Annotated in this window: 29 protein-coding genes; 9 read left to right on the top strand and 20 right to left on the bottom strand. The window is 32.3% G+C overall.

Annotated elements, in window-relative coordinates:
- Positions 1 to 108: 108 nt before the first annotated feature.
- The 10 genes from MARIT_RS05350 to MARIT_RS05305 all read right to left on the bottom strand — a co-directional run bounded on the left by MARIT_RS05350 (position 109) and on the right by MARIT_RS05305 (position 9,531).
- Entirely contained in the window at positions 109 to 780 is a 672-nt protein-coding gene (locus MARIT_RS05350) for a hypothetical protein (RefSeq protein WP_100210976.1), read from the bottom strand.
- Between the two features lie 6 nt (positions 781 to 786).
- Positions 787 to 2,247 carry a PASTA domain-containing protein gene (locus MARIT_RS05345; RefSeq protein WP_100210975.1) on the bottom strand — a complete coding sequence of 487 codons (1,461 nt, stop codon included), beginning with the start codon at positions 2,245 to 2,247 and terminating at the stop codon, positions 787 to 789.
- On the bottom strand, positions 2,247 to 2,948 hold the full coding sequence (locus MARIT_RS05340) for a hypothetical protein (protein WP_100210974.1): 702 nt from the start codon (positions 2,946 to 2,948) through the stop codon (positions 2,247 to 2,249). The genes MARIT_RS05345 and MARIT_RS05340 overlap by 1 nt, the downstream gene beginning before the upstream one ends.
- Before the next feature lie 27 nt (positions 2,949 to 2,975).
- Positions 2,976 to 4,115, bottom strand: a complete 1,140-nt coding sequence (locus MARIT_RS05335; RefSeq protein WP_100210973.1) for a hypothetical protein — start codon at positions 4,113 to 4,115, stop codon at positions 2,976 to 2,978.
- 3 nt (positions 4,116 to 4,118) lie between these two features.
- Positions 4,119 to 4,607, bottom strand: a complete 489-nt coding sequence (locus MARIT_RS05330; protein WP_100210972.1) for a hypothetical protein — start codon at positions 4,605 to 4,607, stop codon at positions 4,119 to 4,121.
- A 13-nt stretch (positions 4,608 to 4,620) separates the two neighbouring features.
- Positions 4,621 to 5,409: a hypothetical protein gene (locus MARIT_RS05325; protein ID WP_024741419.1), complete on the bottom strand. Its 789-nt coding sequence runs from the start codon at positions 5,407 to 5,409 to the stop codon at positions 4,621 to 4,623.
- Positions 5,410 to 5,638: 229 nt separating this feature from the next.
- Positions 5,639 to 6,130 (bottom strand): hypothetical protein, encoded by a 492-nt coding sequence (locus MARIT_RS05320; protein ID WP_136437976.1) that lies wholly within the window; start codon positions 6,128 to 6,130, stop codon positions 5,639 to 5,641.
- 6 nt (positions 6,131 to 6,136) lie between these two features.
- On the bottom strand, positions 6,137 to 7,909 hold the full coding sequence (locus tag MARIT_RS05315; protein WP_100210971.1) for an OmpA family protein: 1,773 nt from the start codon (positions 7,907 to 7,909) through the stop codon (positions 6,137 to 6,139).
- An 18-nt stretch (positions 7,910 to 7,927) separates the two neighbouring features.
- Positions 7,928 to 8,473, bottom strand: coding sequence for a peptidylprolyl isomerase (locus tag MARIT_RS05310; protein WP_100210970.1), 546 nt, complete (start codon positions 8,471 to 8,473; stop codon positions 7,928 to 7,930).
- A gap of 2 nt (positions 8,474 to 8,475) precedes the next feature.
- Complete coding sequence (locus MARIT_RS05305) at positions 8,476 to 9,531, bottom strand: hypothetical protein (RefSeq protein WP_100210969.1); 1,056 nt, start codon at positions 9,529 to 9,531, stop codon at positions 8,476 to 8,478.
- A gap of 247 nt (positions 9,532 to 9,778) precedes the next feature.
- Between MARIT_RS05305 and MARIT_RS05300 the strand changes: the two genes are divergently transcribed.
- From MARIT_RS05300 to MARIT_RS05285, 4 genes are read left to right on the top strand one after another with little or no spacing between them, the layout of a single operon-like run.
- Positions 9,779 to 10,459 carry a hypothetical protein gene (locus MARIT_RS05300; protein ID WP_024741414.1) on the top strand — a complete coding sequence of 227 codons (681 nt, stop codon included), beginning with the start codon at positions 9,779 to 9,781 and terminating at the stop codon, positions 10,457 to 10,459.
- Positions 10,437 to 11,117, top strand: coding sequence for a hypothetical protein (locus tag MARIT_RS05295; protein WP_024741413.1), 681 nt, complete (start codon positions 10,437 to 10,439; stop codon positions 11,115 to 11,117). The genes MARIT_RS05300 and MARIT_RS05295 overlap by 23 nt, the downstream gene beginning before the upstream one ends.
- The gene (locus tag MARIT_RS05290) at positions 11,096 to 11,872 is read left to right on the top strand and encodes a sensor histidine kinase (protein ID WP_100210968.1); all 777 of its coding nucleotides are present in this window, start codon (positions 11,096 to 11,098) and stop codon (positions 11,870 to 11,872) included. Before MARIT_RS05295 ends, MARIT_RS05290 begins: the two co-directional genes overlap by 22 nt.
- Positions 11,872 to 12,510, top strand: a complete 639-nt coding sequence (locus MARIT_RS05285) for a response regulator transcription factor (protein ID WP_024741411.1) — start codon at positions 11,872 to 11,874, stop codon at positions 12,508 to 12,510. Before MARIT_RS05290 ends, MARIT_RS05285 begins: the two co-directional genes overlap by 1 nt.
- A 5-nt stretch (positions 12,511 to 12,515) precedes the next feature.
- On the opposite strand, the gene MARIT_RS05280 is transcribed toward MARIT_RS05285, so the two are convergent.
- Both MARIT_RS05280 and MARIT_RS05275 read right to left on the bottom strand, forming a co-directional pair.
- Entirely contained in the window at positions 12,516 to 13,175 is a 660-nt protein-coding gene (locus MARIT_RS05280; RefSeq protein WP_100210967.1) for an HAD family hydrolase, read from the bottom strand.
- Between the two features lie 202 nt (positions 13,176 to 13,377).
- On the bottom strand, positions 13,378 to 13,797 hold the full coding sequence (locus tag MARIT_RS05275) for a DUF2141 domain-containing protein (RefSeq protein WP_100210966.1): 420 nt from the start codon (positions 13,795 to 13,797) through the stop codon (positions 13,378 to 13,380).
- A 199-nt stretch (positions 13,798 to 13,996) separates the two neighbouring features.
- Between MARIT_RS05275 and MARIT_RS05270 the strand changes: the two genes are divergently transcribed.
- Positions 13,997 to 17,752 (top strand): zinc-dependent metalloprotease, encoded by a 3,756-nt coding sequence (locus tag MARIT_RS05270; protein WP_100210965.1) that lies wholly within the window; start codon positions 13,997 to 13,999, stop codon positions 17,750 to 17,752.
- 244 nt (positions 17,753 to 17,996) lie between these two features.
- Positions 17,997 to 18,209, top strand: a complete 213-nt coding sequence (locus MARIT_RS05265) for a hypothetical protein (RefSeq protein ID WP_024741407.1) — start codon at positions 17,997 to 17,999, stop codon at positions 18,207 to 18,209.
- Between the two features lie 77 nt (positions 18,210 to 18,286).
- On the opposite strand, the gene MARIT_RS15420 is transcribed toward MARIT_RS05265, so the two are convergent.
- The 7 genes from MARIT_RS15420 to MARIT_RS05235 form a co-directional block, all read right to left on the bottom strand.
- Positions 18,287 to 18,646: a hypothetical protein gene (locus MARIT_RS15420; RefSeq protein ID WP_136437960.1), complete on the bottom strand. Its 360-nt coding sequence runs from the start codon at positions 18,644 to 18,646 to the stop codon at positions 18,287 to 18,289.
- Positions 18,643 to 18,951: a hypothetical protein gene (locus MARIT_RS05260; RefSeq protein ID WP_024741406.1), complete on the bottom strand. Its 309-nt coding sequence runs from the start codon at positions 18,949 to 18,951 to the stop codon at positions 18,643 to 18,645. Before MARIT_RS05260 ends, MARIT_RS15420 begins: the two co-directional genes overlap by 4 nt.
- On the bottom strand, positions 18,944 to 20,248 hold the full coding sequence (locus MARIT_RS05255) for an NAD(P)/FAD-dependent oxidoreductase (RefSeq protein WP_100210964.1): 1,305 nt from the start codon (positions 20,246 to 20,248) through the stop codon (positions 18,944 to 18,946). Before MARIT_RS05255 ends, MARIT_RS05260 begins: the two co-directional genes overlap by 8 nt.
- A 44-nt stretch (positions 20,249 to 20,292) precedes the next feature.
- Positions 20,293 to 20,835 carry a hypothetical protein gene (locus MARIT_RS05250; protein WP_024741404.1) on the bottom strand — a complete coding sequence of 181 codons (543 nt, stop codon included), beginning with the start codon at positions 20,833 to 20,835 and terminating at the stop codon, positions 20,293 to 20,295.
- Complete coding sequence (locus MARIT_RS05245; protein WP_024741403.1) at positions 20,835 to 21,257, bottom strand: secondary thiamine-phosphate synthase enzyme YjbQ; 423 nt, start codon at positions 21,255 to 21,257, stop codon at positions 20,835 to 20,837. The genes MARIT_RS05250 and MARIT_RS05245 overlap by 1 nt, the downstream gene beginning before the upstream one ends.
- Positions 21,258 to 21,320: 63 nt before the next feature.
- A complete protein-coding gene (gene dnaK / locus MARIT_RS05240; RefSeq protein WP_024741402.1) occupies positions 21,321 to 23,228 on the bottom strand; it encodes a molecular chaperone DnaK in 1,908 nt (635 codons plus the stop codon).
- Between the two features lie 168 nt (positions 23,229 to 23,396).
- Entirely contained in the window at positions 23,397 to 24,002 is a 606-nt protein-coding gene (locus MARIT_RS05235) for an NUDIX hydrolase (protein WP_024741401.1), read from the bottom strand.
- A gap of 8 nt (positions 24,003 to 24,010) precedes the next feature.
- Here MARIT_RS05235 and pyrE point away from each other — a divergent pair, with 8 nt between their 5' ends.
- Both pyrE and MARIT_RS05225 read left to right on the top strand, forming a co-directional pair.
- Positions 24,011 to 24,658, top strand: coding sequence for an orotate phosphoribosyltransferase (gene pyrE / locus MARIT_RS05230; RefSeq protein WP_100210963.1), 648 nt, complete (start codon positions 24,011 to 24,013; stop codon positions 24,656 to 24,658).
- Between the two features lie 52 nt (positions 24,659 to 24,710).
- Positions 24,711 to 25,100, top strand: a complete 390-nt coding sequence (locus MARIT_RS05225) for a hypothetical protein (RefSeq protein ID WP_024741399.1) — start codon at positions 24,711 to 24,713, stop codon at positions 25,098 to 25,100.
- On the opposite strand, the gene MARIT_RS05220 is transcribed toward MARIT_RS05225, so the two are convergent.
- Positions 25,097 to 25,828, bottom strand: a complete 732-nt coding sequence (locus tag MARIT_RS05220; RefSeq protein WP_024741398.1) for a biotin--[acetyl-CoA-carboxylase] ligase — start codon at positions 25,826 to 25,828, stop codon at positions 25,097 to 25,099. The two genes, MARIT_RS05225 and MARIT_RS05220, sit on opposite strands and share 4 nt — an antisense overlap.
- Positions 25,829 to 25,913: 85 nt before the next feature.
- On the opposite strand from MARIT_RS05220, the gene rsfS reads away from it, so the two are divergent.
- On the top strand, positions 25,914 to 26,282 hold the full coding sequence (rsfS, locus tag MARIT_RS05215; protein ID WP_100210962.1) for a ribosome silencing factor: 369 nt from the start codon (positions 25,914 to 25,916) through the stop codon (positions 26,280 to 26,282).
- Positions 26,283 to 26,299: the final 17 nt, after the last annotated feature.

Genomic DNA, 26,299 nt, shown 5'->3' with positions numbered 1-26,299 from the left:
ATTTAATTTTCATTTTTATGTATTATTTTTCTTTCCCAAGCATCTTTTTATATCCTCCTTCCTTTATTATATAAGCACTTTTATAAAAACCATGCTTATATGCCTTTTTTACAACACACCTCCTAGTATAATAATATCATCTACTTTTAAAATTTGCTTCTTCCCTTCAAAATAAGCAGGAATTTGCGTTGAGAAAACAGTATCTTCTGTCACTTCCTCCTCTTTCACTTCTTCTGAAAAAGCATACCTTAAATTATACTCATTGAGTAATAGTTTAATTTCTTTAAACCTCCTTGGCATCAAATTTCCTTCTGCATTCTTTTTATTAGTTAAAATTACATTAGGCAAAAACCTAATCAACTGACTATCAGAAGGAGGTATCGGCACAATATCAAATTGTATTTCGGCACTTGCATTCAAGTTCATATTGTATCTATTACTATTGGTTGCATTTATTGGAGTTGCATACATCTTAGGTTTAAAAACAGCGCTCCCATTCAAAACAGTATTGGGCTGTTGTGATAATGACAATGCTATTTTAGCCTTTGCTGTTGTTTTAGGAATGGTGTAAAAGGTTGGTTGGTACCCTACTTCTCTTAATAATTGTAAAGAAGCTTCTGAGTTATCAGGATCCTCATTATATATTTCTAATGTTTGACTTAATGATCCTTTATCCAAAGCTGCTTGTGCTTCTCCTACTCCTTCTCCTATTGAGGCTATAAAATCTCCTAAAGGTGCTGCAAAAGCATCCTTTAAATAGTCGTATGAATTCTTTGACATTTTTTCTTAGTTTTTTAATGGTTTGGCAAAAATTACAATTACTTCTTCTCCTTCATAAAATTCTTTTCCTGCTTCGGGAGATTGCCTAATGGCTTGTCCTTCTATTAATTTAGGATCATTGGTTGGCTGATATACCACTTCTAATTTAAGCCCGTAGCTTGTTAACATTTTTCTTGTAGCTGTTTCCGTTAAACCTATTATGTTAGGAATGGTATTGGTTTTTGCTGTTGTTGTTTGATTAGGAATGATATCAATATGAATATCACTAACAGCCGCTCCATTAATTTGCTTTGCTGCTTCAAAATCTAACAACCCTAACATAGTACCCTCTGGTCCTTTTTCAATAGTTGCTTTTAAATTCATTGAAATATTAGCTAATTTAAATCTAGAAGTACTCATTTCTTTATCTGCTATAGCAATATCACTCATTATACTATGATACACTTTTTTAGCTGCTAATTTGTTAGGGTGTTCTGCATCTATATAACTTTTCACCTCTTCCAAACGCTTTTCTAAATCCTTAAGATCCTGATCTTTATCCTTTACCGTTGCTAGTAATCTTTTAATCTCATGGTTTTTATCTTTATTACTAGCTTGCATCTCTTTAAGCTGAGTTACTAGCTTATCTATTGTTGTTTGATTAACTATCAAATCGTTCTGTGCCTTCTCTAACGTTGCTTCAATTTGCTGCTTTTCTTTTTTTAGAAAAAAGTATTCTTTCTTTAGTATCTCTATTGCTTCCGTCAATGCTTTAATTTTTAAACGCAACTCTCTTACTTCTTCAGCATTATTATTAATTACATCGTTATTTTTTAAACGTTCTTTTAACGCCACTATTTCCTTTTCTTTTTTCTCTAAAACTTCCTTAATTGCGTTTGTGTTTTCTCGCAACTCTCTTAAATTAACATATAACCTATTTATCTCTCCTTTTAAAGTGCTTCTGGTCTCTTCATTTTCTGATTGAAGCATCGCAATTTTTTCTATCAATTTTTCTTTTTCTTTCCTCAGCTTGATTTGCTCTTTTTCTATCGCTCCCAAAAAGACAGGAGTTGCAATAATGCTTTCTACATTTCTATTTACAACTAGCGCCTTATCCAGTAGCCATAATTTTTGGAAATCGATACTAATGCGTGCTTCTTTAGGATGTATATTTACCAATGGTGCCTCTGCTATTATTTGCGTTTTTTCAATTCCTGAAACAACAATACGAAACATTGGCATACTTCCTGACGCTATAGTTTCTCTTATCATTCTAGGTACTATAGCTGTTCTAGGAATACGTGATGGAATGGTATATAAAAAGGTACACTTCCCCTCCTTAAAAGGAAGTTCTTTTTGTAATTTGTCCCATTTTCCTTGATTTATATTAAAAAACTCTATATCAATCAAATAATTCATTACACCTTGATTAGCTGCTGTATATAATTGACATTGAAATGATAGCGAACGATATTTAACTGACATCATTAATATTTTTGAATTGAAATTTTTGTGATCACTGTTCCTACGTTAATATCTATTTGAATGATGCATTTAGCATTGTAATCAGTAGTATTTATTCTTATTTTATTAAAAACTTTTCCTTCATGATTCGTAATTAACTCTCCTTGTTTAACAAAGTTGGTTGTATGCTGTAAAGAAATTCCTGAGTTAATCAAAGTGGTTTTTGCTTTGTTGTAATTAAATTCTACCAACGCCCCTGGTATTTTTTCACCTGCTGAGTTAAATACGCTTACTTCAATATTATAAACACCTAACACTTCCGTTTTGATTGGTTTTGCCTCTATAATTAATTGCGGTAGCCCTTCATTAGGAGCTATAGCTACAAAGCGCCCTGATATGGTGCTCGTAACCTTATCTCCTTTTTTACTATTTGTTGTTTTGCTAACAGGGCGGTATCTCATTATAGGCGAATACTTCTTTTTTGTGAAAGCATATTCTCTTTCCATTCCTGCTTTGTCAGTATTAGAAACTGTATGAGTTGCCTTTTCTAAGGTTGTTTCTACTTGCAAATTAAAATCCAAATAAGGTAATGTGTATAAGGTATTCGGCCTCCCATATTCATCATAAGGAGTCGCATTTCGTAATTGATGCTGCGCCTCATTTAAACTGTCAGATATTCCTAATAAAATTTCTTTTAACGTGATTGCTGTATGTGCTCCATCCATGATAATAATGTGTTATAAAAACTAGGTTTACAACCTATCCTTTTTCTGTTTTGTTCTTCTTTTTTTAGGCAATTCATCTAGCTTTGCTTTTTTGGAAAGCAAGAGTGCCTCATTCACCCCCTTATTAAAATTAAATTCTTTATTCCTCTCTTCTTCACCTGTAAAAACACGGGGCAAAGAATTCATAGAAAATAGTTTTTCTTGGTGATTTTCCTTTTGAAAGAGATGATCTGTTTTCTTTAAAAAACCATTAAAATGCTTTGCTACTTGATTTGTTTTATTCAAATAGCTATTAGATACTTTCAAAAAATCATTGGTTTTCCTAAAACGATTGCTCATTGAAAACCTCTTCTTTTCTTTCTTTTCAAATTCAGACTCCTTTATCTTTTCATTAAAAGTTTCCTTATTTTTTGTAATTGTCTTCAATGGTGGACTTCTTTTAAATTCTCTGCTTTTATTGGTTGCCAACTTAAAAACCTTATCTCTTCTTTCCAGTTCTTTATCAACTACTTCTATATTCAACCGCTTTTTACCTAATCTATGAACTTCATCTGCCTTGTTTCCCCCTTTTTTAAAAAATGTATCTGTTTTATTCTTTACTACAAAAGTCGAATCCTTTTTACCTACTACTTGTTTACCTTTCTTCTCTTTGGTATTGTAACCTTTTTTTATGCTTACTTTTCTTTCCTCTTTTTTATTTGCGATATCCTCTAAAGAGGTTCCTAAACCTACTTTTTTCTTTTTCGCTGCTCTCCTCCTACTCGAATCAATTCTAGCTTGTAAATCAAACCTCTCCTTTTCTTTTTTCAACCATCTTTCCGACTTCGTTATTTCTTGTTTTCTACGTATTCTTTTAGTCTTTTTTACTTCTTCTTTTGCTTTCTTCTTCTTCTCATAAATTGTAGTTATTGTTTGATTATATTTTTTATTTGAATTTGAATGCTCCTCAGTTTTTCCTGTAAGAGCATTCATTTCTTCTTCTAATTTCCTTTGCTCTTCCAATAAAGATTTCAAATTGGTACTTGATGCGACAGCTGATGCCGCAAATTCCTTTAATTGTGCTTTTTCATTTTTTTCATTAAAAATTATCCTAGCATCATTTTGCGTATGTATAAGCTTCTTTTCAATAGCTTCTTCATGTAAAAGATGTTTCCAATGTGTTGCCATATTTTAAGAAATGGAGGTTAATTGATTTCTTTTATCTTCCAATTCCGTAGCTATCATTGCTTTTAAACGTTGCTCAAACGCTGGTGGATTAGGTATTGCTACTAACTTAGTTCTTACCATAGAACTTCCTTCGGCAGAATACTGGTATTTCTGAGAAAAACTAGCAGATACCGAAGCACTTACTGCTACAAAGCCTACATTAACCCCTCCACTTACTGATGTAGCAACACCAAATTCCGTTGTCTTACTCATAGAAACAGACATCTTAATTTCTAAAATAGTATCTACATATTGGTAAAAGGTAGGGGTAAATCCTAAAGCTAATAAACTATATTCTTCATCTCCCATTTCTACTTTTGTATCCACCAACTCTTTTGCCAACTCCATAGAAACCTTGTCTAGTGCGCGTTGTGCTTGAGCTATTCCAACACCTAACGTTTTTACCATTTCTGGCAATGGTGCATTTAATAAATCTCTAGTTATATTAGCCATATTTGTTTGGTATTTAGGTAGTACTTCGTTCTCTTGCTAACTCCATTTGTTGCTGAATACGCTCTTCTAAAATTGCTGGTGGTGGAATAGGGACTAATTTGGTACGTAGTAAACTTGATCCTTCTGCAGAATAGCTATATTTCTGAGAGTAGTTTGCATTTACTTGAGAAGTACTTACATTTCTACTACTTCTTAATCCTCTTCTAAAACCAAAAGAGACCCCTCCACTTTTACGTTCATTCTTATTAGATACTGATACTGATGAAGATCCTTCTCTTGTAAATTTAATCGTAATGGCGCATTGTATTACTGAATCTACAAATTGATAAAAAGTAGGGGTAAAACCCAATTCTAACATAGAAAGGCGCAAAGGGGTTATAATTTCCTTGATAGTATTACTCCCTTTTTCCTTTATCTTATCTACTCCATCCGATTCAAAAATATTTTCATTTTTTCCATTACTAGTCCCCCCCGAACTCGCTGTATTTTCTTTATAAATTTGCTCCTTTAAAGCTTCATCCTTCGTGGTATTATATACCGTTACTGCATCTGATACTGAAATTTTCTCTTGACCAAAAAACACACGACTATCTTCAAAAGTTACCACTTCTTCCGTAGTTCCATCTGGCTTCGTAATAGGCCTTGTAACCGTTTTTAGTCCCCCCATCATTTCCGCCACTTCCATGGAATTTTCATCCAATCTCATTTGTGCTTCAGCAATAGCAAATGCCATTTCTTTAATCATATCCCCCATGGGAACATCTAGCAACTCTTGCCCTATTCTTGGATTATTTCTAAACATAATTATTATTTTTAGTTAAATATTTATTTTTTTATTCTTACTACTATTTATCAATTGAAACTGCCGATATAAAAAGGACTTTTCTTTGAAAGTAATTTTAAATCATAATTAGCAATACTTGTACGCAACCCGTTTGTTACCAACTCACTTCCTATGAATAGGATCAATACAAACTGTAGTCTTATTTTTACATTTATTGCTAGCTACAATCTTAATATCAGCTTCAATTTTATTTTTTTATCGTTGATTTCAATATTTCATAATAACTATCAGGCGCAGGAAGTGATACTATTTTCGCAGCAATAGAAGAAGATGCCTCTGCTGACACAGAAAATTTTCTTGCATAATGTGCCGATATAGAAATACCAAACATTTGTGTTTGTGTTTCTCCACTCCCGTTTCCTCCTGACTTTTTGGTATTGCCATAATCAATATCCAATACGCCTCCATAATCTTCCGCCTCTGCTACCGAAAACTCCATTTTAACCTCAAAAGAAGCCTCTGTAAATGCATAAAAAGTGGGAGTAAAACCAAGGCTAATTAAATTATGTTCTTCATCTCCCATCTGTAACTTTTTAGTTGTCATCTCATTAGCCAAACGAATAGCATTTGCATCTAATGCTGCCTGTGCATTTGCTATAGAAGTCCCTAACTTTTCTATCATTAACGATAATGGAGCATTGGTTATTTGCTGTATAACTTGAGGTGTTGCACTCATCATAGTAAATTAGTTTCCGGAAGAATTGGTTACGTTTCCTGACACAGTTTGAATATAGTTTTCTAAACCTGTTGGCGGTGGTACAGCAACCATACGAGCCGATACTGATGCATTTCCTTCTACTGACATTCCAAATTGACGTGCATAACGTACATCTAAAGAACCACTCCATGCAGATATTTTAGGATCTTTAATACTTTTTAAATCAGATTTAGCAAAATATTTACTATTAATCACCTTATGTATTTCTAAAGTATCATTATTATTCGAAAGGTTTTGAGTACTTGTAGATGTATCTTCTATAGTAATTTCTTCATTACTATTAGAAAATAATGTATATTCTATTTTAGCATCCTTTCTTAATAAGTAAACAATATCTCCTGAAACCTGAGCATAAAACTTATTGGTGTTATTTAATTCCGTTTCTATATCCGTTAGACTTTTTACAGTTTTATCTACTGAAACATCACTAACTCCTGATTGTACTTTAAGTTTTTTTGTAATTGTAGTACTATCCGTTTTTTCGTATTTCTGTAATATTCCAAAGTTAGCAACATTCCAATCAGCAATAGCTTCTGAATTCGTAAAATCAAAATCACCTCCCGCTACAAAAATGTAATCATTTCCATTAGTATCTACTTGAATAACAGCTTTTCGATAAACCGGATCATTTTTATCATTTCCTATATTCACTTTAGCTAACTGCTCCCCTTCAGAATCAATTTCAGTTATTTGAGCTTCATTTACCCCTAAACCTATTAAATAATTTTTTACTGTATTCGCTCTTTTTAAACCAAGATCCTTATTAAATGTATCACCACTCACGCTATCCGTATGCCCTGTTACTTTAACGCTTACTGCTGTATCATTCATCATAATAAAAGCCAAAGCTCTTAGCTTTTCTTTCAAAAAATCTGTATTGTTAGGGCTACCTCCCTGGCTATATGCGAAATCTAATGCATGGTGCTTTGAAAAAGCAAAATACACTTCCAAATGGTCATTATCTTTTACTCCTAATTTAAAGCTACTACTTCCTATAGCTGTTAAATTATCTGATAATGTACTTCCTCCTAACGTCAAGGAACTATTCAAGGCTATACTTAATCCCGTATAATCTTTAATTTTTAAAATCCCAATATCTTCCGCATAATAATCCATTAAAGACAGCATTCCAAATCCATTATAGTTATGTACTTTAACCTCGTTAGTATGATCTGTACTCTCTACATCCTTCGTTTCAATTACCTGTGAATCTACGCGATCTATCTGCGAATCTGAAGACAACTTTTCAGCCGTTTCTTCTATCCTATTAATACTTCCTACTTCTGTACTTGTACTTACCGTTGTTTGATTAACTTTTAATGTATGCTCATTAGATAAGGTTGTCCAATATTTTCTACTGCTCTTAAATTCTCTATATTTTTCTTCCTTATAACTATTTTCTATCTTTTGAATATGTTCATCTGTATATCCTTTCTTTTTAGTGGCATCATATGCTAAACTAAAATCTATTTCAAACTCTTCTTGAATAGCCATCTTCAAATTAATAGACGCGGATACATCTGCATACTCAAATGCATAAAAAGCAGGCTGAAATCCGAGCTCCAATAAAGACTTTCCTCCTATTGCTGTTTCAGACAATCTGGTGATTTGCTTCACTGAATTATTATCTAATCGTTCTTGAGCTTCAGCAATTCCTAAAGCTAGGCCTGTTACAATACTACTCACATCTGTATTCTGTAGTATTTTTGCCCCTTGTTCAAATGTTTTAATTGTTGGCATTTATATCGTATTTAGTTATTAAAAAGGTGATAATTTTTGTGGTAAATCTATGGCTACATGAGGATTTACTAGTTCTTTTCTGACAATGAAATATTGGTGTTTTTCTTGTAACTTATTCAGTTGATTTTTACTGATCTTGTATCCTCTTAGTAGCCAACTCAATAATGCGTCAGTAATGGGGTGCTTTCCTTTACCTAGGTTTTGTTGTATTTTTAATAACAACTCTTTAGCCTCTTCTGATTCTTCTTTTAAAATATGCTGAATTGCCTGTCGCTCACTTACAAAAGCATCGTGTTTTTTAACCAAAACACTTTGCTCTTTTCCTTCTAAAAAAGCTCTATAATTTTTACAAAACGAGATAACTTCATCATAAGAACCTAGCTGCTCTAAAGCTTCCATCACACACTGACTATAATGTTGAAAAAATAACTCACTATCTTTCTCATACTGTGTAAGCCTGAGTGCTTCTTTATAGTGTCTTAAAGCTTCTTGATAATTCTTTTCTAATGCATGCAACTTTCCTCGTTCTGCTATTCTGTAATGCAACATTCTCTTATTTTCCATATTTAACTAATTTTTGGGGTACAGTTTATATATTCTAATTGAGCATATAAATAGCGAGCAATTAAGTCAGGTATTGGATTTGGAGCTTCCCAAGAAGTTCCTTCTCCTAAAGAATTTAACGTTATGAACTGTTGTAGCACTTTCTTAACTCCTTCTTTATCCTTGATATCCTCTATGCTCAACCTCCTAGTACTCTTAACCTTCTTTTTTAAATAGGTATCCATACCTATATCTTTGCACAGCTTACTTATTTTTTCAGCTGACTGTGTGCTAATGTTTTCATAAAGCGTAATTGGTAAATGTTTATCTAATATTGGCAATAGATGAAGTGGAATTCCTACTTTCTCTGTTAAAAATGACGATTGTTCCTTATTCTCTTTTTCAAAAGACAACAATACTACATCGCTTAATTGATGCGTTTGGTTAATCACTTTTAACTCTTTTTCAGACTGATATTCTCTCCAAATTAAACTACTCTCTTTATAAGCTACATCTTTTATAAGAATTCCTGCATCAACTGATTCATACGTTGTTCTTTTTGCTTTTAACATAATTTTTTCAAGGGCATCTTTTGAAAAGCTAGCGGGTACATATATTGTAAACAGATCGTGCTTAGGGTTTGAATAACATACAGCGGCATCAATACGTTCCTCTAATGCTTTTGCAGTTGCTTCAGATACTCCCCCTAACACAATACTCGGGGATGTCAATAACATATTTAGCGATTCTACAGGCTTACACCCTAAAAAATCTGATAATTGTTGAATTACTTCTGGTAGTTTTAAAACATCTTCAAAAAAGATACTTACCTCTACCTCTTCCTTAGCTAAGGCTATTACTTCTTTCTCATTGACTATTTGAACCTCCAAACCTAATTCAGACAATGTTTTTTCCGCTTTTTTTGCTAATGCTTCATCTACTTTTTGAAATAAAACCGTGGGAGCGTTGTACAGTAATTTTAAGATAAATTCTTGCGGCATTTTAAATGCTTCTGATAAAATTTTGGATACACTTGGGGTTGCTGTTCCTATTGAGTTGATGATTACACTATTTTCCATTTGATTATTTTTAAACTCTTATATACTCTTGTTTATAAGTCATTTCGTTTTACGTTACAAACTTCATCAATCTTTTAGATGAAATTGAGCGCCTAAAAACCTTAAAATTACCGTAAGTTCACCTCTTATTTTTTAGGTTATTTAACCCTATGTATTCAGGTTATTTATTTTAATATCCGACCTATGATACATTGTTTCTTTGCAGGAGAAAAAAAAGTATATTTAAACCTTTAAAACCAAACAAACTATGATTACATCTTTATTATTAGCAGTAGTGTCTATTGCCTCTGGAGTATATATATATAAATACCCTCCTAAAAAGCCTGCTCGTTTATCTGAAAAGATATGTATGGACTATTCTCATGAAAAAGGAAGCGAATTAAACTTATCATTGATCCACGAAATGGTCAATGGTTATAAAAAAAACCAACTTGCAAAAATTAATAATGGTTTGGATCTAAATGATGCGCACTCTATCTGGTTCGACTTAGAAACGCTAAAGTCTTTTATATATCATGTAGAAACAAATGCTAAACAAAATAATGTTAGTAGTAAGCAACTAGGGCTTCGCATCTATTACTCGCGCTACCCTTCTATAAAAACTTGGAAAAAACCGTTTAGTGACTTGTCTTTATTTTTGGCTGATCCTATTACTAAACAATATGAAAAACTGCATACTTTAGTAATGATTCCGACTATAAAAAATGCCAATAACGTAGCTATGGATTTTAATCCTAAAGATAAAAACACTTATAAAAACGGATTGCCAAAGGTGCAAGGAGACATAAATCCTAAAACAAGAATACCTGCTTTATCAGGAATAAATCCTACTACTTTAACTAACAACCTAGTAGCAAAAACAACCGTGCTTTCTCAAAATCATGGGAGTTTAATTCCTCCAGCAGATGATCCTGGAGTTAGCTTTTAATCCTAAAAAAATGTACAATTACTATCCATTTCTAAACAAACTACTACTCGGGGCAGAATTTACTACTGCCCTAATTTCTTTATATTATTTACCCAAAATAAAATATACTTACTGGAAGTGGTTTACATTTTACTTATGTTTTGTTTTTATCCAAGAGTTTTTATGGAAAGACACCAAATTTATCTTCAATATAAAAAAGCAAGAATATTATGCCTTCTTGGGTATTCCTTTTCAATATTTATTCTTATACTGGTTATATGGTCTTAAGTCTTTAAAAAGCAAAAAAATATTTTTTATCTCTTCATTGATATACCTAACAACCTTTATTCCTTTCGAAATTTTTGATCAAAAGATAAGAATTTTATATCCTGTTAATTTAACCATAGGTAGCATTATTTTGATTGTTTTAGTTGTTCTGGAATTCTTAAAGCAAATCAGAAATGATAATATATTAAAGTTTAAAGAAAATAAAATGTTTTATATAAATCTAGGGGTTATATTGTTCTATGTTGGTACATATCCTTTTTCTGCTTTTTATCATGAATTACTAAAACATGTTGCTATTTGGAATGCCTATTACTTTTATTTTGTAACTTCGAACATATTCATGTATCTATTATTTGCAGCTTCTTTTATATGGGGGAAACACCAATCATAGTCACTTTAATCTTATTCAATATTATTTTTATCGCTTTTTTAAGTGGTATTGCCATCTTTATCTATCAATATCGGATAAAAAAAAGAGCTCATTTAAAGCAAATTTCTAGTATTGACGCGCATCATAAAAAAGAATTACTGGAAACACAGATAGAAATACAAGCCCAAACAATGCAATATATAGGACAAGAAATACATGATAATATCGGACAGAAGCTAACATTAGCTAGCATCTATACACAACAATTAATTTTTGAAAATAAGACTCCTGAAATCAATGAAAACATTAGGGGTATTAATGATATTATTAATCAATCCTTACGAGAGTTACGCCATTTATCTAAGTCTTTAACCGATGACTCTATAAAAAATAACTCTATCAGTAAACTCATTCAAAATGAATGTAAAAAAGTAAATGATTTAAAAAAATGCAATGTTCAATTTTCTAAAAAGATCGAAAAAACGCTAGACTCTTATCAAGTAAAAAGTATTCTATTACGAATAACCCAAGAGTTTATTCAAAATAGTATTAAGCATTCGAATTGTAAAAATATTGTAATTTCATTATATATTTCAAATGCTATTGTCTATCTTAATTTAAGAGATGATGGTATCGGTTTTGAAACTGAAACTATCAAACCAAAGGGAATTGGCCTGCAAAACATCAGAAAGCGAACAGAACTAATAGGTGGAAGTATGCTATTAGAAAGCTCCAAAAGGTCTGGTACAAAATTAACTTTAAAAATTCCACATTAATGAAAAAGAGTATTGTTATTATTGACGATCATATTTTAATTGCGCAAGCTTTGGCTAAAATTATTTCTAATTTTCAAGAATTCGAAGTACACTATACTTGTGAAAATGGGAAAGACTTTCAAGAAAAAATCAACTTAAAAGGAGTACCCGACATTGTTTTACTAGATATTAGTATGCCTGTCATGGACGGCTTTGAAACCGCTAAATGGATTAAAAATACGCATCCTAACATTTTAGTAATGGCATTGAGTATGCAGGATGATGACTCAAGCCTTATCAAAATGGTTCAAAATGGAGCAAAAGGATATCTTTTAAAAAACGTGTATCCTACTGAGTTAGAAAGCGCCTTGAAAAAACTCATTGAAAAAGGTCGCTTTTTCCCTGAATGGGCTTCCTCTAAAATTTTTGATAGTATCAGTAATACAACCAACACTATGCAACAGCTCAAATTATCTGATCGCGAAATTGAATTTCTTAAATATACCGTTACAGAAATGACGTATAAAGAAATAGCAGAAAAAATGTTCTGTAGCCCAAGAACTGTAGAAAATTATAGAGATAGTCTATTTGAAAAACTAGCGCTTAAAACAAGAGTTGGGCTAGCCGTATATGCTTTAAAAAACGGGTTTACAGAATAAAAAGACTACACAATATCTTTAATTTTATTATATGCTAATTCTTTATAACTAGTTATTACTTTATTAGCCAATGTGTAATCTTGGTTTTTAGAATTTTCACTTTTAAAAGCAACGCAATAGATTCCTGCATCATAAGATGCCTTTATCCCATTAGTTGAATCTTCAATAACAATACATTCATCCTTATTAAAACCAGATGCTTTTGCTGCATTTATAAAAATTTCTGGATGCGGTTTTGATGCCTTTAAATCTGCTCCGCTTAACTTCCCTTTGAAATAAGGACCTAAATTAAATCGATCAAAAACACTGTTTATAGTAAACATAGACGCCGATGATGCCAAAATTAAAGTGACATGATTCCGATGATAATCTTTAATTAATGCTAAAACTCCATCCATCAATTGTAAATCATTGTCATTAAAAAAAATATCTTTAAAAAAAGCTCTTTTATAAGCCACCAACTCCTCTGCCCTTAATACTAATTTGAACCTACTCACTAAATCTTTACATATTTCTAACGTAGATTGTCCAGTATAAGATTCATATAAATCATTAGATACTGTAATCCCCACCTTATCAAACATTAAAAAATATGCCTTTTTATGAAGTGGTTCCGTATCTACAATAACCCCATCCATATCAAATAAAACTGCTTTTAAAGCCATTCTTCTCAAAATTTATGTTAGCGCTTGTAAAAATAGAACTTTGATTTTTTTTAATCCTTATTCAATCAAAATAATACTTACTCTCTAAGCTAAAGCGATCACTATAAAACACCCTTTATACTATTAAAAGAACTTAAGAATGCTTAAAACATTCTTCAATTCAATAAATAGAGGCAATTTTTTTTCATTAAATATCAATCATTTACTTAAGCTGAATGGTTAATGAAACATCTTTAACCAGCTTAAACTTCGCATCTCTATATTTAGGAGGTCCCATAAACCCTTTCGCATCATTTGAAATTCCAACAGGCTCCTTGGGGATTCCAAAAATTTTGGTGTCCATTTTTTTATTATTATTTTCATCGTGAAATGCAGAAACAGCATATTCTCCTGACAAAAGATGGTCAAACACTACTAATGCTTCCTTATCTTTTATCTTTACAACTGCCCCTTTCAATGCTCTTTTTAAAAAGTCTTTCTCTTTATTATAAATAGCTATATATAAGTTCCCTTTATCTGACTTCATTCCTTTAAACGCTATAGTCATACTGTATTTTTCTTGCCCTAATGATGACGATACTCCTAAAACCAACAATGTAAGTACCAATACTATTTTTTGCATATCTCTTTTATTACTCTAGTTTCCTAAAAATGAACTTCCAATATATTACTTTTTCACTTCTGATTTACCAATGATGCAACACAATTCCTTCAATGAAATAATTAAGGATAATATAGTATGCTTTTTAGGTAAAAACCAAGTTAAAGAAATGTTAAAGTATTGTAATTTTACCATCAAATAACCATAAAAAACTACAATTATGAAACAAAAGTCAATTTTAATTACATTATTACTTTTTTTTTCGCTCCAAACATTTTCACAAACAAAGCATTCATGTAAAGCGAAAGAACAAAATGACATTTACTTTAAAAGGTACCCTAAATCTAAAATAGAATACCTAAATTTTAATACGTTTACCAAAAAATACACGGCAAATCAACACCAAAAGAAAGCTGCTAGCACTTATACAATACCAGTAGTATTCCACGTATATGGAGCTACGCAAAATGGGGCTACCGTAACTACTGAAAAAATAAAAATAGCTTTACAAAAACTAAACGATGATTTCCAAGGTTTAAATGCTGATTTTAAAGACGTGGATCCTTATTTCAATTCTATAAAAAGTACGTTAAGTATCGAATTTAAATTAGCCCAGCTAGACCCTAATGGAAACTGTACAACAGGAGTCATATACTACGATGAAAAATCTGGCTACGGTAATGGAGGAGGATATGACTCTCAAATCAGTAATGATGCATGGGATAATTACAAGTATATGAATGTTTATCTTCAGGGAGATTTATATGCTGATGGAAGTACCTCTAACTCAGGAGTTGCTTGGTATCCTAATAGCGCTATGTCTGATGCTAATACTGCTAGGGTTGTTTATAACGGTGCTTACTTACATGGAAATACAGGTGACGAATTCGCTTCTGTATTGACGCACGAATTCGGGCATTTCTTTAACTTAATACATACTTTTGAAGGAGGTTGTACCTACCCTAATGATGAGGTTAGTGACACTCCTCCTGAAGATGCTTCAACTGTTGGTGCTAACTGCTCCCCTATTAAAAATTGTGAAGGAAACTTTATCAATTATGAAAATTACATGGGATACAACGGTGCTGCTGACGGCTGTTATAGAATGTTCACAAAAGGACAAACCGATCGTATGCTAGCTGCGCTACAACACCCTGCTCGTCAAACGCTATGGAAACCTCAAAATTTAATTGACACAGGTGTTCATAATTCAGGTGCTTCTTTTTCTATCAATAACAATATATTTAAAGAATCTATCAACAATAACGGAACATTCAATCAAACAACTACCGTAACTGTAAACGGAACTAATTTTAATTCTTCTGGAGCAATATTAACACCTGAGGTAGATTATTCATTACCGCTTCCTCAAGGCTTATCTGCTACCATCCAAACCACTTCTAATACAACAGCTACTATTACTATTACAGGTACTGCTTCTAATCATACTGCTATTAACAACCAAACTTTAACATTAAATTTTAAAGAAAGTGCACTAGCTTCTAATCAAAATTTAGCTTGTTCTTCTATCAGTCTAAAACTTAAATTTTACGATCCTTTTGAAATTATTTATGAAGATTTTACCGATGTTTCAGCAGACTCTACCAATGGTTGGAAATTCTTTTACCTCCCTAAAATAAATGGAGAAGGTTCTTATGGGGCTTGGCATTATAAAAACGGACATTTAAAAATGGAAACTTATGGAAAGAAATTGGTTACCAATACCGCTAGTAGAAACATTGCCTTGCTAACCAAAGATGAACTTATTTCAACAACCAGCAATTTTACGGAACCAGGAGCATATCCTGATCAGCTAGATCTTAGAACCGAAAATCATACTGAATGGGATGGCAATACGGGATACATAGGATTTTCTGCTATTCATAACGATGAAACTGTACTTGGATGGATGCAGGTTACTGTTAGTACTGATGGAAATACCATGATAGTTCAAGAATATGCCTTTTCAACCAAACCTAATGGAGATATTCTAGCTGGCCAAACTACACTTAACAATACTATTATCAATATTAATGCTCCTTCCAACTTAACAGCTTCTGCTGCAACTTCTTCTGAGATCACTTTAAACTGGAATGATAATTCTGATAACGAAGAAGGATTCAAAATTGAACGGTTGAATAATAATGGAAGCTATTCTCTTATAACAACTATTGGAGCGAATAGCACTACTTATACAGATAGCTCTCTAACAGCAAATACGACGTACTCTTATAGAATCCAATCCTTTTCTGGAAATGCACATTCAACCTATTCTAATATCGCTGAAGTAACTACAGCTGATCATACTCAAACGGATAACTACTGCGCTATTAATGGGAATAACGACTACGAGTATATACAAGCCATCTCTATAAATAGTTTTATAAACTCTTCTGGAGCTGATACTAATGGATATGGAAATTATACTTCTAAAATCATAGACTTACCACCTAGTGCAAATGTTAACGTTAGTTTAACCCCTGGTTTTTTAAGCAATACTTATTCTGAACATTGGGCTATTTATATAGATTATAACCAAAATAACTTATTTGAAACTGATGAGCGTGTGCTAGATGGAATTTCTGGAAACACCACCGTATCAGGTAGCTTTTTAGTAAGTGAACAAGCCGTAGGTATTACAAGAATGCGCATCATTATGAAATACGATAGCACTCCTATTAATGGTTGCCTCCCTATTGGCGATGGAGAAGCTGAAGATTATACTGTTAGTTTTTCAGAAGCTGTAATAGCTCCTAGTAACCTTAGCGCCATCGCCAATTCAACTTCTAAAATTACTTTAAATTGGCAGGATAATTCTACTAATGAAAATGGCTTTAGAATTGAAAGAGTTACTAATAGTGGTTCTTTTGAAGTAATTTCTTCTGTTCCTACTAATACTAACAGTTTTACAGACACTAATCTTACTGAAAATACGACTTATACATATAGGGTTCGTGCTTTTGTAAACAATATTGATTCGACTCCTTCAAACGAAGTTTCAATAACCACCAATAGCAACGCTAATACTTCTTATTGTAATATCTTGGGAGATAGTGCTTATGAATATATTCAAACTGTAAGTATTGGTAATTTTGTAAATACTTCTACTGCCAATACGAATGGATATGGAGATTATACTCATCAAACAATCTCATTAATCCCTGGGAGTAACGCTACTATTAATTTAACTCCCGGATTCTCAAGTACTCCTTATACCCAATATTGGGCTGTTTACATCGATTATAATAAAAATAACATTTTCGAAGCTAATGAACAAGTCGTAAATGGTATTCACGGAACTACCAGCGTTTCAAGAAATTTCATTGTTGAAAGCTCTGCTGCTGGAACAACAAGAATGCGCGTTATAATGAAGTATTATAGTGCTCCTAATGATGCATGTACTACTATTGGAGCTGGAGAAATTGAAGATTATACTATTGAGTTTGCTTCTAAAGGAAATACTCCCTCATTAGCGCTTCCTTTAAATATTCGATCAGCTGGAGCTTATAATACTGGGTTCTATGCTGCTTGGGATACTGTTTCTGACATAGATTCTTATGAAGTACAACTACTCAATAATGGAAATTGGGAAATGCAAGGTACTTCTTCTTCTTATTATTTATGGATTGAAAGAAAAACGACTATTTCTGAGCATACTTTTAGAGTTAGAGCCACAAATGGAGTAGAATATAGTAAATGGAGTACTCCTCTAACAATTTCTCTTCCTTCTCAAGGTCCTCGCAAAGCAGATGTAACGAATCTATCAATATACCCAAACCCCGCTATTGATTATATATATATCAAAGGAGATAAAAAAAGCTTCCTTTCTATTCAAATCTTTAGCCTTCAAGGTAAAAAAATAGGTCATTTTACAAATACCGATAGAATATCCGTGCAACACCTACCCAAAGGTACCTATCTCTTAAAAATAAACACTTCTAAAGATAGTATCATTAGAAAAATAATTATACAATAAACAATAATTAAGCCATCAGATTTATTTTTGGTGGCTTATTATCAATCCATAAACTAGTATTTTATAATACCCTAGTAAAAAAATAGGTTGTATAAAATAATCACAATTTTATATCGTTTAATTTTTTAACACTATTAATTTAAAATACACTAATTATAAGTATTTTTTATGTGAAAAAATAAAACATTTATATTTTTTTATGATTCTTTTAATTTAAACGACATTTTAAAACCTATATTTTTTTATGAGAAAAATTGGATCTTTTATTGCGGTTATTGGCTGTTTTGCTATTATTTTAAAGCTTATGAATAGAGTTCCTAGCCTGCTAACATGGATGTATAACTGGGGACAGCCTACTTCGTGGATTATAAAGTTTTCTACGGTTGCCATTGGCTTGACTCTTTACCTTCTTGGAAAAGAAAACACCCCTCAAAGAAACAATCCTGATATAGAATAATCTTTATACTACGTCATTTTTTATTCTCTTAGTAATATTATAACCTTTTATCCCCTAAATAAATGGTAACCTTACCTTCAATCAATATCAGACTTTTGGAGTCTATAAAACACCCAACCACCTACAAAATACAAACTTATATCTATACAATCAGTAGTGTACCTTGAATGAAAGGCTGGCAGTACGCATTCAAATAATATACTATACAAGCCACATACATACACTATAATTAACACTGGTAATCTATACTTTCTATCGTTTTTAAGAATACGAATACAGTATAAAGAGCTTGTTAAAACAATGGGGGTTATTAAAAAGTCATTTACATAAAACCTAGCCCATTCGGGAATATATATATCTGTTTTAGATAGGCTATATATAATAGTTCCTATAATTAATGACACTATATAGTAATAATATAATAGATGTTTTTTCATCCAGCAGCCACCATTGCTATAAACCAAGCCAATCCTAAACCAATTATATTAACAATTAAGAAAACAGAATGTAAAATCCACCCTATAATTCGCATTAAAAATATAGGGTGCTTTTTTAACCTTTCAGGTAAACTGGGTTTTTCAAGCGCTTCTAATGCTTCATAAACTCGCTCTTCTTCTACAGCCTTTTCTCTTAATGCTCTTTTCTTTTCATAAGAAATCAACGCGCCACAATTCTTGCAATAATCATTATTAGCAGTAAAAACACCGCACTCTAAACACTTTATATTTGACTGTTTAGACATCTTCCTTTCTAAATGAGTAGCGATTCTTATTTTTATATGGACGAATAATAAGCCTTGTTTCTCTATCAAAGCGAATATAATTATACACCCAATTCATAAATACAATCACTTTGTTTCTAAAGCCTATTAACGAAAATAAATGAACAAACATCCATACAAACCAAGCAAAAACTCCTTGTGTTTTCCATTTTGGTAAATCTACCACTGCTTTATTACGGCCAATTGTAGCCATAGCTCCCTTATCATGATAGCGAAAAGGCTTTTGCTTCCTTCCTTTGATAGCTGCTAAAATATTTTTTGCTAATAATTTTCCTTGTTGGATAGCTGGTTGTGCCATCATCGGATGTCCATAGGTATATCTTTCTGTTTGCATACAAGCCACATCTCCTATCGCATAAATATTCTTAGTATCTACTACCTTATTGAATTCATTTACTTTAATTCTATTAGATCTTTCTATAACACAACTAGCCATTAATCCGCCAATAGTTTTTCCTTGTACACCAGCAGCCCAGATTACAGTGGCTGCCTTAAAATGATCCTCTCCATTAGTAGTTACAAGAGTTCCATCATAATCTAATACTCGAAGGTTTTTCCATACATTTACTCCTAGTTTTATCAGATAATCCTCCGCTTTTTCTGAAGCTTTATCACTCATCCCTTTCAAAATTTCTCCTGAGCTTTGAATCAGATTTATTTTCATTTCTCGGATATCTAAATCTGGATAATCCTTGGGTAAAATCCCCTTTTTCATTTCAGCCAAAGCACCAGCAAGTTCTACTCCCGTAGGCCCTCCTCCCACAATAACAAAATTCATTAGGGACTTTCTTTTTTCCAAATCTGAAACCAATAGTGCTTCTTCAAAATTCTCTAAAACAAGACTTCTTATATTCAAAGACTGAGGAATGGATTTCATTTCCATTGTATGCTTTTGAATATTTTTATTCCCAAAAAAGTTAGTTTTAGACCCTGTTGCCACGATTAAATAATCATAAGTCAAATTCCCTATAGTGGTCGTTATCTCGTTTTCATCAGCATTTATCTTCAGAACTTCAGTTAACCTAAAATGATAATTTTCTAGATCATTAAATGTTTTTCGAAGAGGAAACGCTATGGAATCTGGTTCTAGCCCTCCAGTAGCCACCTGATATAATAAAGGTTGAAAAGTGTGGTAATTATGCTTGTCTAGTAAAACAACTTGCAACTCTTGTTTTTCTAGCCCTTTAGCAACTGCCAATCCTGCAAATCCTCCTCCAATAATTACTACTCTAGGAAAACTGGTTTGTGGTATATTCATTTAGATTTATTAAAGTTGAAATCTAAATACAAAACTACTCATTTTTAGTTAAACTCGGTCTTTAACTCTTGTTTTAATAATTGTAATGGTGCTGTAGAATTTATCATTTTTGTAATAATTTTTACCCTCAAAACTTCAATATCTTCCTCAAAATACTTTGCCCATTTATATTCTTTAAATAACATTTGAACTTGCTTTAATCTTTGGTGGGCAAATTCAGAAGTCATTAAAAAAGGAGAGCCATCATCTTCTTCTTTAACCCTACATATTTTAGCCTGTTTAGTTTCAAAATTCACTGTTATATAAAAAACTTTTTCTATACTATTCAAAGCATAAAAATCATTCCAATTTGCATATCCTACATAGTAATTTTGGTTTTTATAGGCTTCAATTCCCTGAATCTTCCATCTACAATTAGCTACTCTACCCCAATGGTTTGAGTATCTGAAAACTCCCTTATCTGTATAAAAATAATAGCTTCCCGATTTACTTTGGAAATGTGCTACTTTTTCCTTAAAAAAATCAATGTCTTGCATTTTAAACTCACAATAAGTGTATCTAAAAAAATTATGCTTATCAAACTTCATTAGTTTCCAAATATAGTAATAACTACCTTTCGTTTCCCTCCATAATTTCGGTGCTCCCCTAAATAAATTCCTTGCCAAGTTCCTAAATTTAACCTCCCTTTCGTTATAGGTATTTGGACTTGACATCCTAAAATTGAGCTTTTTATATGAGCAGGCATATCGTCAGCACCTTCATAGTCATGTTTATAATAAGGCATATTTTCAGGAATCATTTTATTTATATGAGATTCAAAGTCCATACGAACTGTAGGATCTGCATTCTCATTAATAGTCAAACTTGCAGAAGTATGCTTTATAAAAGCTTGAAATTGCCCTGTCTCTATCTGTAAAACCTCAGGAAGCGCATTTAGCAAGATATCTGTAATCAAATGGTATCCTCTTTTAAACTCTGGCAATTGAATTTCTTTTTGATAAAATTTCATAGTTTCAAAAATAAAAAACGCAACCTAAATTAGGTTGCGTTTCTATCAAAATAATTAGATTACTTATTTTACTTCTTCGAAATCTACATCTTCAACATTGTCTCCTTGAGCATTATTAGCCTCTGGCTGTTCTTGTTGAGGAGCTCCTGCATCTGCTCCTCCCGCAGCTTGCTGAGCTGCATACATTTCTTCAGAAGCAGCTTTCCATGCTTCATTAATTTTTTCCATCGCTGCATCTATCTGAGCAATATCTTTTGCTTCATGCGCCGTTTTCAACTCTGCTAAAGCAGCCTCAATTGGCTCTTTCTTACCTGCTGATAACTTATCTCCAAACTCTTTCAATTGTTTCTCTGTTTGGAAAATCATAGAATCTGCTCCATTAATTTTATCTGCAGTTTCTTTTGCTTCTTTATCTGCATCCGCATTTGCTTCTGCTTCTCTTTTCATCTTCTCGATCTCTTCTTCTGACAATCCAGATGAAGCTTCAATACGAATTTCATGAGATTTATTTGTTCCTTTATCTAATGCTGATACTTTGATTATTCCATTCGCATCAATATCAAAAGTTACTTCAATTTGAGGAATCCCTCTACCTGCCGGTGGAATACCATCTAAATGGAAGCGACCAATAGTATTGTTATCTGCTGCCATTGCTCTTTCACCTTGCAATACGTGAATTTCTACTGACGGTTGATTATCTACTGCTGTAGAAAATACTTGAGATTTCTTTGTAGGAATTGTTGTATTCGCATCAATTAACTTTGTGAATACATTCCCCATAGTTTCAATACCTAATGATAATGGAGTTACATCTAGTAACAATACATCTTTTACATCACCTGTTAAAACCCCTCCTTGAATAGCAGCTCCTAAAGCGACTACTTCATCAGGATTTACTCCTTTACTCGGTGCTTTTCCAAAGAATTTTTCAACTGCTTCTTGTACTGCTGGAATACGAGTAGATCCTCCCACTAGCACAATCTCGTCAATATCAGAAATTGATAAATCTGCATTTTTTAATGCTGTTTCACAAGGCTCAATAGTTCTTTTTACCAAATCATCTATTAATTGCTCAAACTTAGCTCTACTTAATGTTCTTACTAAGTGTTTAGGACCTGATGCCGTTGCTGTAATATACGGTAAATTAATTTCTGTAGAAGTTGTACTAGATAACTCTATCTTAGCTTTTTCAGCTGCTTCTTTTAAACGTTGTAAAGCCATAGGATCTTGACGCAAGTCCATATTCTCCTCAGCTTTAAACTCTTCCGCCAACCAATTAATTAATTTCTCATCAACATCATCTCCTCCTAAGTGTGTATCTCCATCCGTTGCTAATACCTCAAAAACACCATCGCCTAATTCTAAGATAGAAACATCATGTGTACCTCCTCCAAAGTCAAAAACAACAATCTTTTTATCATCATTAGACTTATCTAATCCATAGGCCAATGCTGCCGCTGTTGGCTCGTTGATAATACGACGTACTTTTAAACCAGCTATTTCACCCGCTTCTTTTGTTGCTTGGCGCTGTGCATCATTAAAATATGCTGGTACTGTAATTACCGCTTCTGAAACACCTTGACCTAAATAGTCTTCAGCTGTTTTTTTCATTTTTTGCAACACCATTGCTGATACTTCTTGCGGTGTATATAAACGACCATCAATATCAACACGAGGAGTATCGTTATCTCCTTTTACCACTTTATATGGTACTCTTCCTACTTCTTTCGAAGATTCAGAAAATTTATTCCCCATAAAACGTTTAATAGAATAAACTGTTTTAGTTGGGTTTGTCACCGCTTGTCTTTTTGCTGGATCACCTACTTTACGCTCTCCTCCTTCTACGAATGCTACAATAGATGGAGTTGTTCTCTTTCCTTCTGCATTAGGAATTACCACTGGTTCATTTCCTTCCATTACAGAAACACACGAGTTAGTAGTACCTAAATCTATACCTATAATTTTACTCATAACTTATATTCTTTAAATTTTTAATTCAATTTTACGAGTGGATATAGTCAAGATGTGTGCCATTAGATTTCTACTTTTATTTTGGCAGTAAAAGGTATTAAAAAGTTTTTTTTTATGACAGAGTGTCATTTTTTAGTCATTCTCAAATAACATCATCACTAAAAAATGTCAGCTTATTACCCCTTGATACTTTTCAATAACTAGTTTTATATTCGCGTATGTATTTGAGAGCGCCTCTTTTATTTCTTCTTTGCTTTTGAACTCCACTGCTGTAATTTCTTCCTCTATTTGCGGTATTGGTTTTTTTGTATCATCAGAATACATCAAAAACCAAAATGTTTCTTTCAAATATATTTTCCCTTTCTGAAAGAACAAATGATACGTTGTTAGCAATTCTTTTTTTATGGTTAAATTAAAAATTCCACATTCCTCTTCTACTTCGCGAATAGCTGCTGAATTTACGGTTTCTCCTTCTTCTATCCAACCTTTAGGCAAATCCCATTTATTTCTCCTAAAAATAAAAAGGATTTCCTCTTTCTCATTAATTACTAAACCACCAGCCGCTTGTATCACTTTAAACCATGCTCTAAACTCCCTCCATGAATCTTCTAAGTTTAACGTATGTAAAATGGCACCTCCAATAGCTTTTTCATTCAAGGTATAAACCAATTCAGTCAAGTTTATTTCTTCATATATATAAGAAGGAAATATACTTTCATCTTTAAAAGAATCTGTTAAAATTATTGGCTTATCATTTATAAAAACTTTATACATTTGCATTTATGAATTTAAACAAAGATACAGCAAAAAAAACTGCTGAACTTCTTTTACAAATCAAAGCTATCAAACTAAGCCCTAATGCTCCTTTTACTTGGGCTTCAGGCTGGAAATCTCCAATTTATTGTGATAATAGGGTTACTTTATCATACCCTCCAGTTCGAAATTTTTTAAAAGAACAGATTGCTAAATTAGTAGAAGATAAATACGGAAAACCCGATGTAATTGCTGGAGTGGCTACTGGAGCCATTGCCATAGGGATATTAGTAGCACAGGAATTAGGTGTTCCTTTTGTGTATGTAAGACCCGAACCTAAAAAACATGGTAGAAAAAATCAGATTGAGGGCCATTTAGAAAGTGGTCAAAATGTAGTAGTCATCGAAGATTTGATTAGTACAGGTAAAAGCAGTTTAAACGCCGTAAAAGCCTTAAAAGAAAGTAAAGCTACAGTAAAAGGAATGGTGGCTATTTTTTCTTATGGGTTTGAGGTAGCTAATCAAAATTTTGAACAAGATCATATTTCTTTAACTACTTTAAGTAATTATGAATATTTACTTGAACAGGCTTTAGATAATAAATATATTACTAGCGAGGAATTAAGAACCTTAGAAGATTGGCGACTTAGTCCTAGCACATGGAATCAAGAAAAATAATACTTGGCAAAAGTATTGCTAGTATTACTACTAATTAATAGATTTTAATAAAATGGATATTCAAGGAAACAACATAAGTGTACAAAAATCAAGTAAAGAGCTTTATGAGTTTTTAACAAAACTCGATAACTTTGAACAATTAATGCCTGAAAACACCCAAAAGTTTGAAGTTGACGGAGAGTCTTTTATTTTTGGATTAAAAGGAATGCCAGAAATTAGATTGGTTTTAAAAGAAAAAACCGAATTTTCTAATATAACCTTAGGGGCTGCTAGTAGCAAACTTCCTTTTACTCTTGCTGCTGACATCAAAGAAATATCAGAAAGCACAAGTGAAGTGCAATTAAAATTTAATGGTGATTTTAACCCTATGATGGCAATGATGGTAAAAAAACCATTAGGTAAATTCATTGATACATTAACAGAAAACATTGGAAAGCTTTAAGCAAACGAAACTTCTTTTATTCCAAATTCTTTAATTGTATCATCATCCAATTGAATTTGTAGCTTACCATAAGAAGTTACTCCAATAATCATACCCATAAATAAAGTACTCTGGCGATTTCTAAACATCATTGGAGTATTTTTTTTATATAATACTTCCAAATAACGTTTCTCCAGCGTTTTATATGCCCCTTTTTCTAATAATTCAATATTTTTAGACAATTCTGCCACCAAATCAACCAATAATTGATCTATTGATACATCTTTCTCTAGCTGCCTCTTCATAGATGTTACCTGCAATAAATTAGCAGGGAATTTTTCTTGATTTACATTAACTCCTATACCAATAATGCTAGATTGAATCTGTCTATTTGTAATGACATTCTCTACCAGTATTCCACTAATTTTAGACTTTTCTGACAAAATGTCGTTGGGCCACTTTATAGCCAATTTTGGCAAATCATACTTCTTTAAGGTATCAAAAACTGCAAGAGCTACACCAAAGTTTAAATAAAATTGATGAGATATTGCTAGTTTATTAAATCTAAAAAAAACGCTACAAAGTAGATTTTTATTAGCTTCAGAACTCCATTCAGTTCCCATTTGCCCTCTCCCTTTTAATTGCTCTGTAGCGGTTACTACGGTTTTATTTTCTAAGATTGTATTTTGTGCCAAATCCTTTAAAAAAGAATTTGTAGAATCAATGGCATTAAGTTTGATTAATTTCACTTGTAATTTATTGTGTAAACAAGTATCAATATTACATAAATTACTCGCAAAAAAATAATAACTTTGCTAAAATTTAAAATTTTTAATGATAAAAAAACAAGCAAGCATAGATGATTTAATCGCTATGATTATAAAAGGGATAGATGATGTAAAGGGTGAAGACATCCAACTACTAGATTTAAGAGAAATTGAAAATACCGTATGTGATTACTTTATCGTTTGTTCAGGTAACTCTAACACACAAGTAAATGCCATTTCTGGCTCGGTACAAAAAACAGTTAGTAAAGAATTAAAAGATAAGCCTTGGCATGTTGAAGGTGAAGGCAATGCCGAATGGGTTTTAATGGATTACGTAAATGTTGTTGTACATATTTTCCAAAAACAGGTGCGCGAATTTTACGATATTGAAAGTTTATGGGGTGACGCCAAAATTACTTCTATTAGTCCTAACTAACACTTAATTTGATTTCA

Source organism: Tenacibaculum maritimum NCIMB 2154, from assembly GCF_900119795.1.
Lineage (GTDB): Bacteria > Bacteroidota > Bacteroidia > Flavobacteriales > Flavobacteriaceae > Polaribacter > Polaribacter maritimus.
Note: the sequence above shows the minus strand (reverse complement) of the source record. Positions and strands in the feature narration are given on the sequence as shown.